General features: G+C 53.1%; 16 protein-coding genes. 15 read left to right on the top strand and 1 reads right to left on the bottom strand.

Annotated elements, in window-relative coordinates; genetic code table 11:
• Window positions 1–109: 109 nt before the first annotated feature.
• The 8 genes from smc (at window position 110) to trmD (ending at window position 8,530) form a co-directional block, all read left to right on the top strand.
• Complete coding sequence (gene smc / locus WFK81_RS08795) at window positions 110–3,697, top strand: chromosome segregation protein SMC (protein WP_336786043.1); 3,588 nt, start codon at window positions 110–112, stop codon at window positions 3,695–3,697.
• 35 nt (window positions 3,698–3,732) lie between these two features.
• Window positions 3,733–4,734, top strand: a complete 1,002-nt coding sequence (ftsY, locus tag WFK81_RS08790; RefSeq protein WP_336786042.1) for a signal recognition particle-docking protein FtsY — start codon at window positions 3,733–3,735, stop codon at window positions 4,732–4,734.
• A 113-nt stretch (window positions 4,735–4,847) separates the two neighbouring features.
• Window positions 4,848–5,249: a YlxM family DNA-binding protein gene (gene ylxM / locus WFK81_RS08785; RefSeq protein ID WP_442956037.1), complete on the top strand. Its 402-nt coding sequence runs from the start codon at window positions 4,848–4,850 to the stop codon at window positions 5,247–5,249.
• Window positions 5,228–6,616 (top strand): signal recognition particle protein, encoded by a 1,389-nt coding sequence (ffh, locus tag WFK81_RS08780; protein WP_336786041.1) that lies wholly within the window; start codon window positions 5,228–5,230, stop codon window positions 6,614–6,616. Before ylxM ends, ffh begins: the two co-directional genes overlap by 22 nt.
• Window positions 6,617–6,660: 44 nt before the next feature.
• Window positions 6,661–6,933: a 30S ribosomal protein S16 gene (rpsP, locus tag WFK81_RS08775; protein WP_132305691.1), complete on the top strand. Its 273-nt coding sequence runs from the start codon at window positions 6,661–6,663 to the stop codon at window positions 6,931–6,933.
• Between the two features lie 25 nt (window positions 6,934–6,958).
• Window positions 6,959–7,189 (top strand): KH domain-containing protein, encoded by a 231-nt coding sequence (locus WFK81_RS08770; RefSeq protein WP_127499255.1) that lies wholly within the window; start codon window positions 6,959–6,961, stop codon window positions 7,187–7,189.
• A gap of 73 nt (window positions 7,190–7,262) precedes the next feature.
• Entirely contained in the window at window positions 7,263–7,781 is a 519-nt protein-coding gene (gene rimM / locus WFK81_RS08765; protein WP_336786040.1) for a ribosome maturation factor RimM, read from the top strand.
• Between the two features lie 2 nt (window positions 7,782–7,783).
• The gene (gene trmD / locus WFK81_RS08760) at window positions 7,784–8,530 is read left to right on the top strand and encodes a tRNA (guanosine(37)-N1)-methyltransferase TrmD (protein WP_336786455.1); all 747 of its coding nucleotides are present in this window, start codon (window positions 7,784–7,786) and stop codon (window positions 8,528–8,530) included.
• Between the two features lie 60 nt (window positions 8,531–8,590).
• Here the strand turns inward: trmD and WFK81_RS08755 are convergent, their stop codons facing one another.
• The gene (locus WFK81_RS08755; RefSeq protein ID WP_336786039.1) at window positions 8,591–9,046 is read right to left on the bottom strand and encodes a C1q-like domain-containing protein; all 456 of its coding nucleotides are present in this window, start codon (window positions 9,044–9,046) and stop codon (window positions 8,591–8,593) included.
• Between the two features lie 381 nt (window positions 9,047–9,427).
• Here WFK81_RS08755 and rplS point away from each other — a divergent pair, with 381 nt between their 5' ends.
• From rplS to WFK81_RS08720, 7 genes are all read left to right on the top strand, one after another.
• The gene (gene rplS, locus WFK81_RS08750) at window positions 9,428–9,769 is read left to right on the top strand and encodes a 50S ribosomal protein L19 (protein WP_015845052.1); all 342 of its coding nucleotides are present in this window, start codon (window positions 9,428–9,430) and stop codon (window positions 9,767–9,769) included.
• Window positions 9,770–9,875: 106 nt separating this feature from the next.
• A complete protein-coding gene (lepB, locus tag WFK81_RS08745; RefSeq protein WP_442956036.1) occupies window positions 9,876–10,553 on the top strand; it encodes a signal peptidase I in 678 nt (225 codons plus the stop codon).
• 20 nt (window positions 10,554–10,573) lie between these two features.
• A complete protein-coding gene (gene ylqF, locus WFK81_RS08740) occupies window positions 10,574–11,464 on the top strand; it encodes a ribosome biogenesis GTPase YlqF (protein ID WP_336786038.1) in 891 nt (296 codons plus the stop codon).
• 5 nt (window positions 11,465–11,469) lie between these two features.
• Window positions 11,470–12,081: a ribonuclease HII gene (locus tag WFK81_RS08735; RefSeq protein WP_336786037.1), complete on the top strand. Its 612-nt coding sequence runs from the start codon at window positions 11,470–11,472 to the stop codon at window positions 12,079–12,081.
• Between the two features lie 248 nt (window positions 12,082–12,329).
• Window positions 12,330–14,192, top strand: a complete 1,863-nt coding sequence (locus tag WFK81_RS08730; protein ID WP_336786036.1) for a hypothetical protein — start codon at window positions 12,330–12,332, stop codon at window positions 14,190–14,192.
• On the top strand, window positions 14,189–14,494 hold the full coding sequence (locus WFK81_RS08725; RefSeq protein WP_336786035.1) for an EscU/YscU/HrcU family type III secretion system export apparatus switch protein: 306 nt from the start codon (window positions 14,189–14,191) through the stop codon (window positions 14,492–14,494). The genes WFK81_RS08730 and WFK81_RS08725 overlap by 4 nt, the downstream gene beginning before the upstream one ends.
• Window positions 14,487–14,855: a YraN family protein gene (locus tag WFK81_RS08720; RefSeq protein ID WP_336786034.1), complete on the top strand. Its 369-nt coding sequence runs from the start codon at window positions 14,487–14,489 to the stop codon at window positions 14,853–14,855. Before WFK81_RS08725 ends, WFK81_RS08720 begins: the two co-directional genes overlap by 8 nt.
• The last annotated feature ends 15 nt before the right edge of the window (window positions 14,856–14,870 follow it).

Below are 14,870 nucleotides of genomic sequence, written 5' to 3'. Positions count from 1 at the left end.
CGGTTATAGCCGTTTCGCTTGACCCGCCTTGTCTGATTTTACAACGGGTAAAAGGTTAACGAGCCGCGTTAAGTTGTGTTACAATAGGCGATGAGGTGAAAGCCAGGTTATGTTCCTGAAACGGATAGAATTATCGGGATTTAAATCGTTTGCCGACAAGACGGAAATGGAATTCGTCACCGGCATTACGGCTGTCGTTGGACCTAACGGCAGCGGTAAAAGCAATATTTCGGACGGCATCCGCTGGGTGCTGGGCGAGCAAAGCGCCAAGAGCCTTCGCGGCGGCAAGATGGAAGATATTATTTTTGCCGGAAGCGACGCGCGCAAGGCTGTTAACTACGGCGAAGTATCGCTGACGCTTGATAACGGCGATGGGGCACTGCCGCTTGAATACAATGAAGTGACGGTTACCCGCCGAGTCCATCGGAGCGGCGATAGCGAATATATGATTAACAAGCAGTCTTGCCGGCTGAAGGATATTACCGAGCTGTTTATGGATACGGGTATCGGCAAAGAAGCCTATTCCATTATCGGACAAGGCCGTATTGAGGAAATATTAAGTACCCGATCGGAAGACCGCAGGGGTATTTTTGAAGAAGCGTCGGGCATCGTTAAATATAAATCGCGTAAACGCGAAGCTCAGCGCAAGCTGGAAGACACGGAGAACAATCTGCTCCGGATCCATGACCTTGTGACAGAGCTGGAGGATCAGGTAGAGCCGCTGCGCGTTCAATCGGAGAAAGCCATCCACTTCAAGCAGCTCAGGGAGCAGTTGAAGACGCAGGAGATCTCGATGTACGTACATAATATTGAGAATGTGTACGGCTCTTGGTCCGAATCGAATGCCAAGCTGGAGCGTTTGAAGCGTGAACAGCTGGAGCTGTCTACCGTTGTCAGCAAGCATGATGCCCATCTCGAGAAGGACCGCCAGGCGCTTCGCGAGCTGGAGGAAGCGCTGGACCGACTTCATGAGGACATGCTTCACTACAGTGAAGAGTACGAGAAATGCGAAGGCTACGGCGAGGTGCTGAAGGAACGGAAGAAGAACCTGGAGCAAAATAAAAAGCAGCTCGAAGAAACGATTTCCGCCCAGGATGAGAGAATCGCAGCGCTGACCAGCGAAGAAGCGGAATTCCGCAATCGCGCCGCGGTATTGGAATTGCAGCTGGCTGAGCTCAAACAGAAGCTAGCTGTCGAAGAAAATAACCTAATCGGCGTATCCGGCGGTACAGCGGCGGACGCCGAAGAAATGCTGAAGGGCGAATTGCTTGAGGTGCTCAGCACGATGGCTCAGCTGCGCAACGAGATCCGTTACGCTGCCCAGCAGCAGGAAGCGGTACAGCGCCGCATGGAGCGACTCAGCGATGAGGAAGCAAAGTGGGCAGAGCAGCAGCGTAAGCTTAATGCCCGGAGAGCAGAGCTTGAGAAGCAGCTTGAAGCTACTCTTGATGCGATCGGCAAGGCGCGCACCAAATATATCGATCAAGCGGAGAAAGCCAAGGAGCTTGGCCAAATAGCGGAGGATGCAACGGCCGCGCTGCGCAAATGGGAGCAGAAGCTTGACGCTCAAGTCTCGCGGCGCGATACGATGAAGGAAATGCAGGACGCCTTGGACGGATTTATGCATGGCGTCCGCGAAGTCCTTAAGGCATCCCGCAGATCTTCAGGCTCCGGAGGTATCAGCGGTGTGCATGGCGCCGTGGCTGAGCTCGTCCGTGTGCCCGAGAGAATTGAGACTGCTGTAGAAACCGCGTTAGGCGGCGCCCTGCAGCATATCGTTATGGAAGACGAGAAGACGGCGCGAAGCGCGATTGCCTTCCTGAAGCAGCGTCAGCTTGGCCGCGCGACTTTCCTTCCGCTTGACGTTATCCGGGGTCGTCATGTTCCCGAGCATGATAAGCGGATGGCGGAGTCGGTTGACGGCTTTGTAGGCGTTGCGGCGGATTTGGTGTCTTGCGAACCGCGTTACGAAGCGATTATACAAAATTTGCTCGGCAACGTGCTGTTGGCCGAAACGCTGGAGCAAGCCAACCGTATTGCATCCAAATGCCAATACCGCTACCGCGTCGTAACGCTGGAAGGCGATGTTGTAAACGCAGGCGGTTCGATGACAGGCGGCAGCCTTCAGAAGAAGGGGGCAAGCCTGCTTGGCCGTCAGCGCCAGATTGAAGCATTGGATCAAGAGATTGCGGAAGGCGAGAAAACAATCGCCCAGCTGCGGGACAAGTTAAGCGATATCCGCAAGAAACAGTCCATCCTCTCGCAAAATATGGAGGAGCTTCGCTCGCAGGCGGAGCAATACCGGATTGACGAGCAGCAGGTCCGTGCGGAGCTGCAGCAGCTGAACAATGAGGCGAAGCATCTCACCGAACAAGAACAGCTGTTTACGGCAGACCGCACGAATCATACGGCTGAGCACCAGTCGATGCTGGATATGGCGGCTGAGGCCGAGGTGAGGCTTGAACAGCTGACGGCGGACGAAGCCCGACTGCAGGAAGCGATCAGGCTTGCCGAAGAGCGCCGCAAGGCAAGCGAGACGGCCAAGGAAGAGCTGCAGGTTCAGCTTACGGATTTGAAAATCTCCGTAGCGAAGACCGATCAAGAGAAGCAATCCTTCGAGGATCAGGCAGCTCGCGTTCGTGCCGATATTCAACGCGCCAAGCAGGAGCTTGCAAACTACCGCAATCTATACAGCCAGCAGGATGCCGAAATGGAGCGTCACGGCGAGGAGACCATCGCCCAGATCGAGCAGCTGAATCATCTGCGACTGAAGAAGCAGGAATGCGCGGAGCAGACGGATTTGAAGCGATCAGCCCGTGCTGATCGCTTGAAGGAGCTGGAGCAGGGCGAGAGCGATACGAAGGAACAGCGCGGACAGCTCCGCCAAGTGGAAGAGCAGATGCGCCAGACCGAAATCGCGGCCAACCGTCTCGACGTGGAGCTGGACAACCTGCTCCGCAAGCTGAGCGAAGAGTACGAACTCAGCTTCGAACTTGCCAAGGAGCAATATCCGGTGCCGGAGGACATCGTTGGCACGCAAAACGCGGTCCGCGACATCAAGCGCCAAATTACGGCGCTTGGCGACGTGAACCTAGGCGCGATTGAAGAGTATGAACGCGTAAGGGAGCGTTTCGAATTCCTTACCGAGCAGAAGGATGACCTGGTGGAAGCCAAGACAACCTTGTATCAGGTTATCCGCGAGATGGACGAAGAAATGTCCAAGCGCTTCCGGTCAACCTTCGAACAGATCCGCAGACATTTCGTGGTTGTATTTGCGAAGTTGTTTGGCGGGGGCCGAGCTGACCTGGTTCTGGTTGATCCTGAGCGGGTCTTGGATACGGGGATCGATATCGTCGCACAGCCTCCGGGCAAAAAGCTGCAAAACCTTCAACTGCTTTCCGGCGGGGAGCGGGCGCTTACGGCAATCGCGTTATTGTTCGCCATTCTGCAGGTGAAGCCGGTGCCGTTCTGCGTGCTTGACGAGGTAGAAGCGGCGCTTGATGAAGCGAACGTTGCCCGTTTTGCCCAATATCTGCGCGAGTTTTCCGGACTTACGCAGTTTATCGTCGTAACGCACCGTAAAGGAACAATGGAGGAAGCCGATGTCCTGTACGGCGTAACGATGGAGGAAGGCGGCGTATCGAAGCTGGTATCCGTGCGCCTGGAAGAAGATGCGGAAGAACAGGAATCCGCTTAAACATTGGCCTAATAGGATGGAGGACTAGAACCCGTATGAGTTTTTTCAAAAAGCTGAAGGAAAGCATCGCTTCGAAGACCGAAGCGGTAACCACGATATTTAAAGAAGGCCTGACCAAAACGCGCGTTGCCCTTGTCGAGAAGGTCGAAGAGCTGATTACGCGCCGCAAAAAAATCGACGAGGAGTTCTACGAGGAGCTTGAGGAAATTCTCATCGGCGCCGATGTTGGCGTCAATACGGTGATGACCTTGATTGACGATCTCCGCGCTGAAGTGAAAAAGCGGAAAATCGAGCAGGCAGCCGAGCTGCAGCCAATCCTCTCGGAAAAGCTGATCGGTCTGCTGAAGGGGGAGCAAAACCCCGGCCTTCAAATGGCGAAAAGCGGCATTACCGTTATTTTGTTTGTTGGCGTTAACGGCGTAGGCAAGACTACAACGATCGGCAAGCTCGCCCATAAGTTCAAAAGCGAAGGCAAAAGCGTGCTTCTGGCAGCGGGCGACACCTTCCGTGCGGCGGCTATCGAGCAGCTTGAAGTATGGGGTCAACGCGTAGGCGTCGACGTGATCAAGCAGCAATCCGGTTCAGATCCGGCTGCGGTTATGTTTGATGCGGTTCAAGCGGCAAAGCAGCGAGGCGTTGACGTCCTTCTCTGCGATACGGCCGGCCGGCTCCAGAACAAAACAAACCTGATGGAAGAGCTGAACAAGATTTTCCGCGTTATCCAGCGCGAAATTCCGGATGCTCCGCATGAAGTGCTGCTTGTGCTTGATGCGACAACAGGCCAGAACGCTCTCAGCCAAGCGAAGCTCTTCGGAGAGAAGAGCGGCGTTACCGGTCTTGTTCTGACCAAGCTTGACGGTACGGCAAAAGGCGGTATTGTCATCGCCATCCGAAATGAACTGAATCTTCCGGTGAAGCTTGTTGGCCTTGGCGAGAAAATGACGGATCTGCAGGAATTCGACTCCGAGCAGTTCGTTCACGCCTTGTTTGCCGGGCTGATCCAGCGCGAAGAAGAACAGTCCGAAACAAATGAATAAGTGACAAGGACAAAAGCTTGACAGTGCCATCAGCGATCGTGTAAGATAAGAGACGTTGTGACACTGTCAAGGCTTTTTGCTTGACGGATGATGTTGAAAGGGGCTTAGAGCGGATGACCATACACGAACCGGATGCCCTAGCCAAGACAACACGCATCAACTTATTGTTTGATTTCTATGAGCCGCTTCTCACGGAGAAACAGCGGACCTTCTTAAAATATTATTTTCACGACGATTATTCGCTTGGCGAGATCGCAGCCGAATCCGGCATCAGCCGGCAGGCCGTCTATGAACATGTGAAGCGGGCGGAGCAGGTGCTTGAAGGCTATGAAGCCAAGCTTAATCTGCTGGCGAAGCATGAAGCCCTGCAGCAGCTTGCCGCAGGGCTGGAACGGAAGGTTGCCGAGCTGCCAATCGATCCTACTTATAAGCAAGATCTTCTTAAAGACATAGAGCAATTAACGAAGACTGATAGTGACGGAGGTGACGAATCATGGCGGCATTTGAGAGCTTAACGAACCGATTGCAAAATGTGTTCAGCAAGCTGAGAGGCAAAGGCAAAGTAACGGAAGAAGATTTGAATGAGGCAATGCGCGAGGTGCGTCTTGCGCTGCTCGAAGCTGACGTTAACTTTAAAGTCGTCAAAGATTTTATCGCCAAAGTAAAAGAGAAGGCGCTTGGCCTTGATGTTTCCAAGAGCTTTACGCCAGGCATGGTCGTCATCGACATCGTTAACAAAGAGTTAACGGAACTGATGGGCGGCACGCAAAGCAAGCTTGCGAAAGCGAACAAGCCTCCGACCGTCATTATGATGGTTGGTCTGCAAGGCGCGGGTAAAACAACGACAACAGCCAAGCTGGCCAAATTGCTTCAAAAGGGCAATAGCAAACCGCTCCTCGTTGCGTGCGACATTTACCGCCCTGCGGCGATCAAGCAGCTGCAAGTGCTTGGCGAGCAGATTAACGCGCCGGTATTCTCGCTTGGCGATCAGACCTCGCCGGTTGAGATTGCGAAAGCAGGCTTAGCGCATGCCAAGGAAAACCATAACGATTACGTCATCTTCGATACAGCGGGCAGGCTGCATATCGATGAGGCGCTGATGGAAGAGCTGAAGCAAATCCATCAGAACGTGAACCCCGATGAAGTCTTGCTCGTCGTTGACGCAATGACCGGCCAAGATGCGGTAAACGTTGCGCAAAGCTTCCATGAGCAGCTTGAGCTGACGGGTGTCGTTCTGACGAAGCTTGACGGCGATACGCGCGGCGGTGCGGCATTGTCCGTCAAAGCGGTAACCGGCAAGCCGATCAAGTTCGCGGCAATGGGCGAGAAGATTGACGCGCTCGAACCGTTCCATCCGGACCGGATGGCTTCCCGCATTCTCGGGATGGGGGATATGCTGTCGCTGATCGAGAAAGCGCAGGCGAACATTGATGCCGATAAAGCGGCAGAGATGGAACGCAAAATGCGGACCGCCGAATTTACTTTCGACGACTTCCTTGAGCAGATGGCGCAAATCCGCAATCTGGGCCCATTGGATCAGCTTATGGATATGCTGCCCGGCATGAACAAAATGAAGGGCAACATGAAAGATCTGAAGGTGGACGAGAAGCAGATCAACCGCGTTGAAGCGATTGTCCGCTCGATGACGAAGGCAGAGAAGCAAAAGCCAGAGCTTCTGAATCACAGTCGCCGCAAACGCGTAGCCGCGGGCAGCGGAACGTCGATTACGGAAGTCAACCGACTTATTAAGCAGTTCGAAGACATGCGCAAGATGATGAAGCAGTTCTCGTCCATGATGGGCCCTAAAGGTCCAAAGGGCGGAATGAAAGGTCTGAAAGGCATGCTTGGCAAAGGCGGAAAAGGGTTTAAATTCCCGTTTTAATTGATTTAAAAGTGCAGTTGATTAACCGAAGGAGGTGAATTTCCATGGCAGTACGTATTCGTCTGAAACGTATGGGTGCTCACAAGGCTCCATTCTACCGCGTTGTCGTTTCTAACTCCCGTTCCCCACGTGACGGTCGCTTTATCGAAGAAATCGGTACTTACAACCCGGTTGCTCAACCGGCTCAAGTCTCGATCGACGAAGAGAAAGCGTTGAAATGGCTGCAAACAGGAGCTCAAGCTTCTGATACCGTTCGCGACTTGCTTTCCAAAGCAGGTGTCCTGAAAAAGTTCCATGAGCTTAAGCAACAGAAATAACTGTTGAGTAGCGGAGGGCCTTGAAATGAAAGAATTGATTCTTGTCATAGCAAAGGCATTAGTGGATCATCCAGAGGACGTGCGCGTGAATGAGCGAGAGGATGATCGCGGTACGGTGTACGAGCTGTCGGTTCACGCCGATGATATCGGCAAAGTAATCGGCAAGCAGGGACGGATTGCGAAAGCTATACGTGCCGTCGTTACATCAGCGGCCATCAAATCCCAGAAGCGCGTTATCGTAGACATCATATCGTAAAAGCATACGATGCAGGGTTAGGATAATTATCCTAGCCCTTTTTCGTACAAATAGAGACGGGTGGTTACTTACGATGAGCAATAAATATTATAATGTCGGCAAGCTGGTCAATACGCATGGTCTGCGCGGCGAAGTTAAAGTATTGCCCCAGACGGATTTCGCCGAATCCCGGTTTGCGAGCGGTAGCAAGCTGTCCCTGCAGCATCCTGACAACGGTCAGAAGCTTGAAGTGGAAGTAACCGGCGCCCGGGAGCATAAAGGGATGTTTATCCTGAAGCTGAAGGGCTATAACGATATTAACGAAGTTGAGAAATATAAGGGCTGGATGCTGAAAATCGGCGAGGAAGCATTAGAAAAGCTCGAAGAAGGCGAATACTACTACCATGAAATCCTGGGCTGCCGGGTACTAACGGAAGATGGCGAAGAGCTTGGCACCGTCTCGGATATTTTGCGTCCAGGCGCAAACGATGTATGGGTTGTGGATATGCCGAAGAAAAAGCAGCTGCTCCTGCCGGTTATTGACGATGTCCTGCTTAAGGTCGACGTGGCAAACAAAACGGTAACGGTGCGGTTGCTGGAAGGGCTGATCTAATGATGCGTATCGATGTGCTGACGCTGTTCCCGGAAATGTTCGACGGCGTATTTGGCGCGAGCATCCTGGGCAAAGCTAAAGAAAAAGGGATTGTATCGCTTGAAGCGATTAACTTCCGAGAGTATTCCAACAACAAGCATAACACCGTTGACGATTATCCGTATGGCGGGGGCGGCGGCATGGTCCTTAAGCCTGAACCGGTATTTGCTGCGGTAGAGGATCTGATGGCAAAGAAGGAGAGCGGAGCGCGTCCCCGCGTTATTCTGATGTGCCCGCAGGGTGAGACCTTTACGCAAAAGAAGGCCGAAGAGCTGGCGAAGGAAGAGCATCTTGTGCTAATCTGCGGCCATTACGAAGGCTACGACGAACGTATCCGCGAGCACTTGGTAACCGATGAGCTGTCGATTGGCGATTATGTGTTAACCGGCGGAGAAATTCCGGCTATGACCGTCATTGACAGCGTTGTCCGGCTGCTGCCCGGCGTGCTCGGAAACGAGACTTCCGCGGTAACGGATTCATACAGCACGGGTCTGCTGGAATATCCGCATTACACGCGCCCGCCCGTATTTAGAGACTGGGCAGTACCCGATGTGCTTGTATCCGGCAATCATGCCAAGATTGACACTTGGCGACGCGAGCAGTCGCTTCTGCGGACGCTTAAGCGCCGTCCCGATCTGCTGGCGAAGGCAGAGCTGACGGATAAGGAACGCAAATGGCTGACGCTTCAGGAACAAGATCAATCCACGTAAAAAAGAACCGTCGCACAGCCTATATGGCCGAGCAGGCGGTTCTTTTTACTATTGGGGCGCTTAACGAATTCTTTTTCCTTTAAAACGCGTGGAGCAGCCTTTTAGAATCACGCCGCCGGAGACATGGGATGAAGCAACGAGTTTGACTTTGTCTCCCTTGCGGAGCTTTTTGACAGCAGCTGCCGTAATAAACTCGCGGTCCGAATTAATTACTTTACTGCCGGCAAAAACCACAAAATCGTTGACGGTAAGAAGAAGCAATACCTCGTCAGGCTTCAGCGAGCCTCTTTTGTAAAGAATACTGCCAAATAAAGAGTAGACGCCGTCATGTTTTGGTATAAACGTGGAAGTATCGGGGTTGTATTCGTTCCCCGCGTCAAAGATCACTTTGCCATACTTGACGGTAACGCCGAATTCCGGTCTGCCGATGGACTGATTTTTGTTAGAGACGGCTTTGAAAGCAGACTTGAATGGCCGCGGCCGGCAGATCCCTTTTTTTACTTTGCGGATCGTCATAAAGACATGACCTCCTTTCCAAATCTATTATTGCTGGTCTAGCAATACTTCAAAGTATGCAGATTGCCATTTGATAGAAACGGCGGATGCGGCGAATCTATCAGCAAAATAGAATTCGGCAGAAACGGCTTATAGCCGGAAGTCCATGAAACAGCGGTTCATAAAGGAATAACGTGTATAAAGCGAATCTTTTGGATATAATGAAGAAATAATAGAATTTTTGCGGGCAATACGTGATATTAGGTTGAAAAAAGTTCAATGCTGTGTTAAAATTTCAAATGTTGTTCGTATTAATCGGGCGGTCCGCTAATAGTGATGACGCTGCTCAGAAGAGCAGAAAGAGCTATTAAGAACGTCTATGGTGGAAGGAGTGAAACTACAATGAATCTTTTACAAACGATTGCTCAGGAACAGCTTCGTCAAGACCTTCCTAGCTTCCGTCCAGGTGACACGTTGAAAGTACACGTTAAAGTTATCGAGGGCACGCGCGAGCGTATTCAGTTGTTCGAAGGCGTTGTAATCAAACGTCGTGGCGGCGGAATCAGCGAAACTTTCACAGTTCGCAAAATTTCGTACGGTGTTGGTGTGGAAAGAACTTTCCCGCTGCATTCGCCAAAACTCGAGAAAATTGAAGTTGCTCGTCGCGGTAAAGTGCGTCGCGCGAAACTGTACTATCTTCGCGAACTGCGCGGTAAAGCAGCGAGAATTAAAGAAATTCGTTAAGATCAAACGACAAGAGGGGCTTGCTCAAACAAGCTCCTTTTCGTTATTTTGACATGACTTGCTATGTACGAATAGGGACACTATAGAATGGAAAGAAGGCGTACTGGTGAATTCACAACAACATAATGAAGATTCGAATCAACAAACAGAAGCAATCGATGGATCTGTACTGAATACATCAGGACCCGCTGACGCTAAAAAAGGCGGACGAGCGTACAAAGAAATTGTGGATTGGATTAAAGCGCTCGCGATCGCGGTCATTCTCGTGTTTATTATCCGTACGTTTCTGTTCTCGCCATTTATCGTTGAAGGACCTTCCATGGAGCCTAACTTCTATACGGGCGAGCGGCTGATCGTCAACAAGCTGATTTTCAAAATCCGCGAGCCGCATCACGGAGAGGTCGTTGTATTCCACGTTCCTGATCAAGGACGCGATTTCATTAAACGGGTCATCGGCGTGCCTGGCGATACAATCAAGGTAGTCGGCGACGATGTGTTCGTTAACGATCAGAAGGTTGATGAGCCTTATATTAAAGAAGCTATTGAAGCGGCGCATGCGAGCGGCGAGCTGTACAATACCGGCCCGGACTTCCCGAACGCGAATGTTTCGGAATCCGTTGTTCCGGACGGCAAGATTTTTGCAATGGGCGACCATCGCGGAAACAGCCAGGACAGCCGCGATATCGGCTTTGTGTCTGAAAAAGAGGTTATCGGCCGTGCGGACGCCATGTTCTGGCCATTAAATAAAATCAGCATCATTAAGCACTATAAAGTGCACTGGTAATGTTGCAATGAGGTGAGGAAATGACCATTCAATGGTTTCCCGGTCATATGACCCGGGCAAAACGGCAAATTCAAGAGAAGCTTAAACTAATCGATATTGCCATTGAGCTATTGGATGCGCGTATTCCGCTTTCCAGCCGCAACCCTATGGTTGACGAAATCCTAGGCGGCAAGCCGCGGCTGATTGTTTTGAACAAGTCGGATTTAGCCGATCCGAGGGTGACGGAGCAATGGATCGACTATTTCAAATACGAAGGTCATGAAACGGTAGCTGTCGATTCGTCGACAGGAACGCGCGTCGGAGATATTCCGGTGAAGGCGAAGGAAATCCTGCAGGAGAAAATCGACCGTCAACTGGCAAAAGGGATGAATCCCCGCGCCGTTCGGGGGCTGATCGTCGGGATACCGAATGTCGGGAAATCAACGCTGATTAACCGTCTGGCAGGACGGAATATCGCGATTACCGGCGATAAGCCCGGTGTTACAAAGGGGCAGCAGTGGATTAAAACAACTTATGACATGGATCTTCTGGATACGCCGGGTATTCTGTGGCCAAAGTTCGAGGATGAGTTGGTTGGCTACCGTCTAGCTATGACGGGTGCGATCAGAGAGCAGATTCTGAACGTGGAGGATATCGCGTTTTTCGCGGTTCGCGAGCTTGCCGAACGTTATTGGCCGGCGCTGCAGGAACGATTTAAGCTTGATAAAGCTCCAACCGATCCATCGGAGTCGGATGAAGTGGTACGGATTATGGAAGAAATCGGCCGCCGAAGAGGCTGTCTTGTAAGCGGAGGACAAGTGGATCTGGAGAAAGCGTCCGGCATTATTTTGCGGGAGCTTCGTTCCGGCAATCTTGGCCGCATCACGCTGGAAGCACCGTTTCCGGCAGCTGCAGGCAGACCGGGGGAGTAACAGAAGTGCTGGAATATGAACAAAGACTATGGGATGAGGGATATTCCGCCATTGCCGGCGTGGATGAGGTAGGCAGAGGCTGCTTGTTTGGCGACGTAGTTGCCGCAGCGGTTATTTTACCGCCTCATCTCGTGCTTGAAGGGGTTAACGACTCTAAGAAGCTGTCGGAGAAAAAACGGAACGAGCTCTACGACATTATTGTTGATCACAGCGTTGCGTGGGCCGCGGCCCGCGTGGATGCCGAGACCATCGACCGAATCAACATCAAGCAGGCTGCGAGGCTTGCGATGAAGATTGCGCTGGAATCGCTGAAGACGCAGCCGGATTATTTGCTGGTGGATGCGGAGAAGGTAGATCTGCCGATGCCGCAGCTAGCGATAATAAAAGGGGATGCCACCAGTCAATCGATAGCAGCCGCCTCGATCATCGCGAAGGTGACAAGAGACCGGTTGTGCGAAAAAGAGTGGGAGCAGCTTTATCCGGAATATGGAATTGCGATACATAAAGGCTATGCGACCAAGCTGCACCGGGAGCGGCTGCTCGAATACGGAGCAAGTCCGCTTCACCGCAAGTCTTTCTTGGGTAAAATTTTCGTGGAACAACAACAGCTATTTTAAATAAATTCCTTAATATTGTGTTAAAAGAGACAGCGTACTGCTTGTAACGGAGCGATACGCTGTCTTTTTTGTTGGGGGAAAGGCGGACGGATCAAGAAAGAGCCGCGAGCTTGGATTAATTTAGAGCAAGCGTGAGCAGAAAGTCGCCGCGTTGTTCTTCAGAAGGAGCGGTCATCTACCGATAAATAGGGTAACAAATGGCGCGTTGTGACGTTTCAAGCTTATGCACAGCGGAAGAAGGTGACCAAATGAATATTGGACAGTTGGTAAAAGGGTTGTTAGGAGAGTCGTCGGGCACCGGGGATACCCGAAAGCTGGAGCTGAAGCCGGGGCAGGTTGTCCGGGGCGTGGTTCTGCAGCTGCTCGAAAATAATGAGGCAACGGTTCAAATAAACGGCGTACAGGTTCGCGCGTTTCTCGAGCTGCCGCTTGAGCCCGGGAAGTTTGCGATGCTGCAGGTGCAGCCTCAATCTGCTGGCGGTCTGCTTGTGCTTAAGCAGGTGGAGAATCAGGCGGGCTTGGAAGATGCCCTAAAGGATTGGCTGAAGCAAAGCGGACTGCCCGATCAGGAGTGGGCGAGCAACATCTTAAAGGATCTAAGAAAAGACGGCGTCACGATGAGCCGTGACACGTTTGCGTCGCTTAAGGCGGCTGCCGGGGCAATGCCGCAAGGTGCGGACGCCGAGCAGTGGATGCAAGCGGCGGCGGCGGGGTTGAAGCGAGGGCTGCCGATGTCCGGCGGCACGATTGGAGCGCTGCAGCAGGTCATGTTCGGGCGTCCGGCGCACGAACTGCTGGATACGCTGCAGCAGCAGCTTGCTGCCATCGCCGGCGGCAGCACGCCGCAGGCGCTGCCGCAGCTGGCCGCGCGGCTGGCGGCGCTGCTCGCCGAAGGCGCAGCGCTGCAGAGCGCCGCGGCCACGGCGGAGCAGCCGCCCGCGACAGCCGCGCCGCAGGCGCCGGCAGCGGCCGGCGCAGGCGCAGCTGCGCAGCGCGCCGAAGGCACAGGCGCGGGCGGCCAAGCCGCGCCTGCTGCGGCAGCGCAAGCGTCCGCGGCGGAGCCCGCGGAGCAGGGCGCAGAGCCGCAAGGCGCCCGCCCGGGCGTTGCCACGGGCGGCAGCGGCACGGCTGCATCAGGCAACTGGCTGGGCCAGATGATGAAATGGATGGGCGTCGACTATGAGAATCAATTGTCGAAGCAATTGCCGGTCCCGCCTGCGCAAGGGGCTGTTCAACCTCAGGAACAGGATGCTTCAATGGCGGTCAGTGGCAATAGTAATGACAGCGGAATTGCGGATGATCCAACCGCCACACGCAGCCCAAATGGCTCTGTCGATGCGCCTACACGCCAACAGCCTGCAGAAGGACGTTCAGAGGCGCGCCAAAGCTCGAATACGCAGCAGGCGGCAGGACAGCAGCCAGACCAAGCTGACGCCGCTGCCCCTCACGAAAAAGAGCAGAGAGCTGTCCATAACGAGCGATCCCGCGAGCTGCAATTAACCCCGCAGCTGCCAACAACAGACCGTGCGGGGAGCGCTGACGAGGTCAAGCCTGCAGCGCAGGAATCGTTAAAAAGCACGCTGCTTGCCATTGCCGCATCCAGCGAAGCACCGCCTGGTTTGCGCGAAACCGCACAGCAGCTCGTTCAGCAGATTACGGGACAGCAGCTGATGTTATCGCCGGAACGCAACGGTGCTGTTTTCTCGCATCTTACGATGTTTGTGCCGCTTAAAGGTCCGGATGGGAATCAGACCGCTTCCGTACACATTCAGACGAGAAGAGGGCGGCAAGGCCAACTGGATGCCGAGAATTGCCGGCTTTTGTTTGATTTGTCGATGAAGACGCTAGGTCCTACCTTGGTTGACGTTAATGTCATGGACAAAATCGTCAGCCTTACGTTGTGGAACGATCATCCGGCGATAGCCGCACTTGTGGATTCCTCCCGGACCGAAATCGCGGCAAGCCTCAACCAGGCAGGCTATCAGCTGCTTTCGCTTCGGGCTACGCCGACAAGAACGGACGGCGCTCTGGGAGAAGGCGTCAATCGGATTATGCCGGACCCGGCTCAATTCGTGAACACGCGTTATAAAGGAGTCGACATAAGGGCATGAGTTCGGAGCAGAAGAGCGGTAAGGAGAAGAGAACGGTCAAGAAGGCCGTAGCTTTGAAATATGAGCCTGGCGTGCACAAAGCACCGGTCGTAACCGCCAAAGGGAAAGGTTATTTGGCGGAACAAATATTGGAGCAGGCGGCAGAGCATCATGTGCCGGTTCAGCAGGACTCTTCGCTTGTGGAGGTGTTGTCCAAGCTGGATGTGGATCAATCGATTCCGCCCGAGCTTTATACGCTGGTCGCCGAGATCTTAAGTTTTGTTTATCGTTCCGATCAGAGAGCGAGGGATTTGAATGAGTGAGGACCGCAGAAGGCATACCGGTCAAGCCGGCGAAACGGCTGCTTGCCTATATCTTGAGAACGAAGGGTATACCGTCATCGAGCGGAATTGGCGTTGCCGCTCCGGAGAGATTGATATTATCGCAACCATCGATCACATGCTTGTTTTTGTTGAAGTAAGGACGAGAAGAGCGGGAGGAAGATTCGGTACCGCGGCCGAATCCGTAGACCGCCGCAAGCAGCAGCAGGTGGCGCTTGTCGCCCAGGTTTATTTACGGATGCGGCAATTGACCTATCCGCCCATGAGGTTTGATGTTATCGCGGTAACTATGAGCCGTGATGATGCCATCAGTGAAATCAAACATATCAAAGCGGCTTTCTAACCAGCAGAAAGCCGC

The organism is Paenibacillus sp. MMO-177 (assembly GCF_037147795.1).
Lineage (GTDB): Bacteria > Bacillota > Bacilli > Paenibacillales > Paenibacillaceae > Pristimantibacillus.
The sequence above is the reverse complement of the archived record's forward strand: the minus strand, read 5'-3'. Positions and strand labels throughout refer to the sequence as shown.

Coding starts and splice junctions, on each gene's coding strand:
- smc (WP_336786043.1), top strand. CDS start 110: ATGTTCCTGAAACGGATAGAATTATCGGGATTTAAATCGTTTGCCGAC.
- ftsY (WP_336786042.1), top strand. CDS start 3,733: ATGAGTTTTTTCAAAAAGCTGAAGGAAAGCATCGCTTCGAAGACCGAA.
- ylxM (WP_442956037.1), top strand. CDS start 4,848: ATGACCATACACGAACCGGATGCCCTAGCCAAGACAACACGCATCAAC.
- ffh (WP_336786041.1), top strand. CDS start 5,228: ATGGCGGCATTTGAGAGCTTAACGAACCGATTGCAAAATGTGTTCAGC.
- rpsP (WP_132305691.1), top strand. CDS start 6,661: ATGGCAGTACGTATTCGTCTGAAACGTATGGGTGCTCACAAGGCTCCA.
- WFK81_RS08770 (WP_127499255.1), top strand. CDS start 6,959: ATGAAAGAATTGATTCTTGTCATAGCAAAGGCATTAGTGGATCATCCA.
- rimM (WP_336786040.1), top strand. CDS start 7,263: ATGAGCAATAAATATTATAATGTCGGCAAGCTGGTCAATACGCATGGT.
- trmD (WP_336786455.1), top strand. CDS start 7,784: ATGCGTATCGATGTGCTGACGCTGTTCCCGGAAATGTTCGACGGCGTA.
- WFK81_RS08755 (WP_336786039.1), bottom strand. CDS start 9,046: ATGACGATCCGCAAAGTAAAAAAAGGGATCTGCCGGCCGCGGCCATTC.
- rplS (WP_015845052.1), top strand. CDS start 9,428: ATGAATCTTTTACAAACGATTGCTCAGGAACAGCTTCGTCAAGACCTT.
- ylqF (WP_336786038.1), top strand. CDS start 10,574: ATGACCATTCAATGGTTTCCCGGTCATATGACCCGGGCAAAACGGCAA.
- WFK81_RS08730 (WP_336786036.1), top strand. CDS start 12,330: ATGAATATTGGACAGTTGGTAAAAGGGTTGTTAGGAGAGTCGTCGGGC.
- WFK81_RS08725 (WP_336786035.1), top strand. CDS start 14,189: ATGAGTTCGGAGCAGAAGAGCGGTAAGGAGAAGAGAACGGTCAAGAAG.
- WFK81_RS08720 (WP_336786034.1), top strand. CDS start 14,487: ATGAGTGAGGACCGCAGAAGGCATACCGGTCAAGCCGGCGAAACGGCT.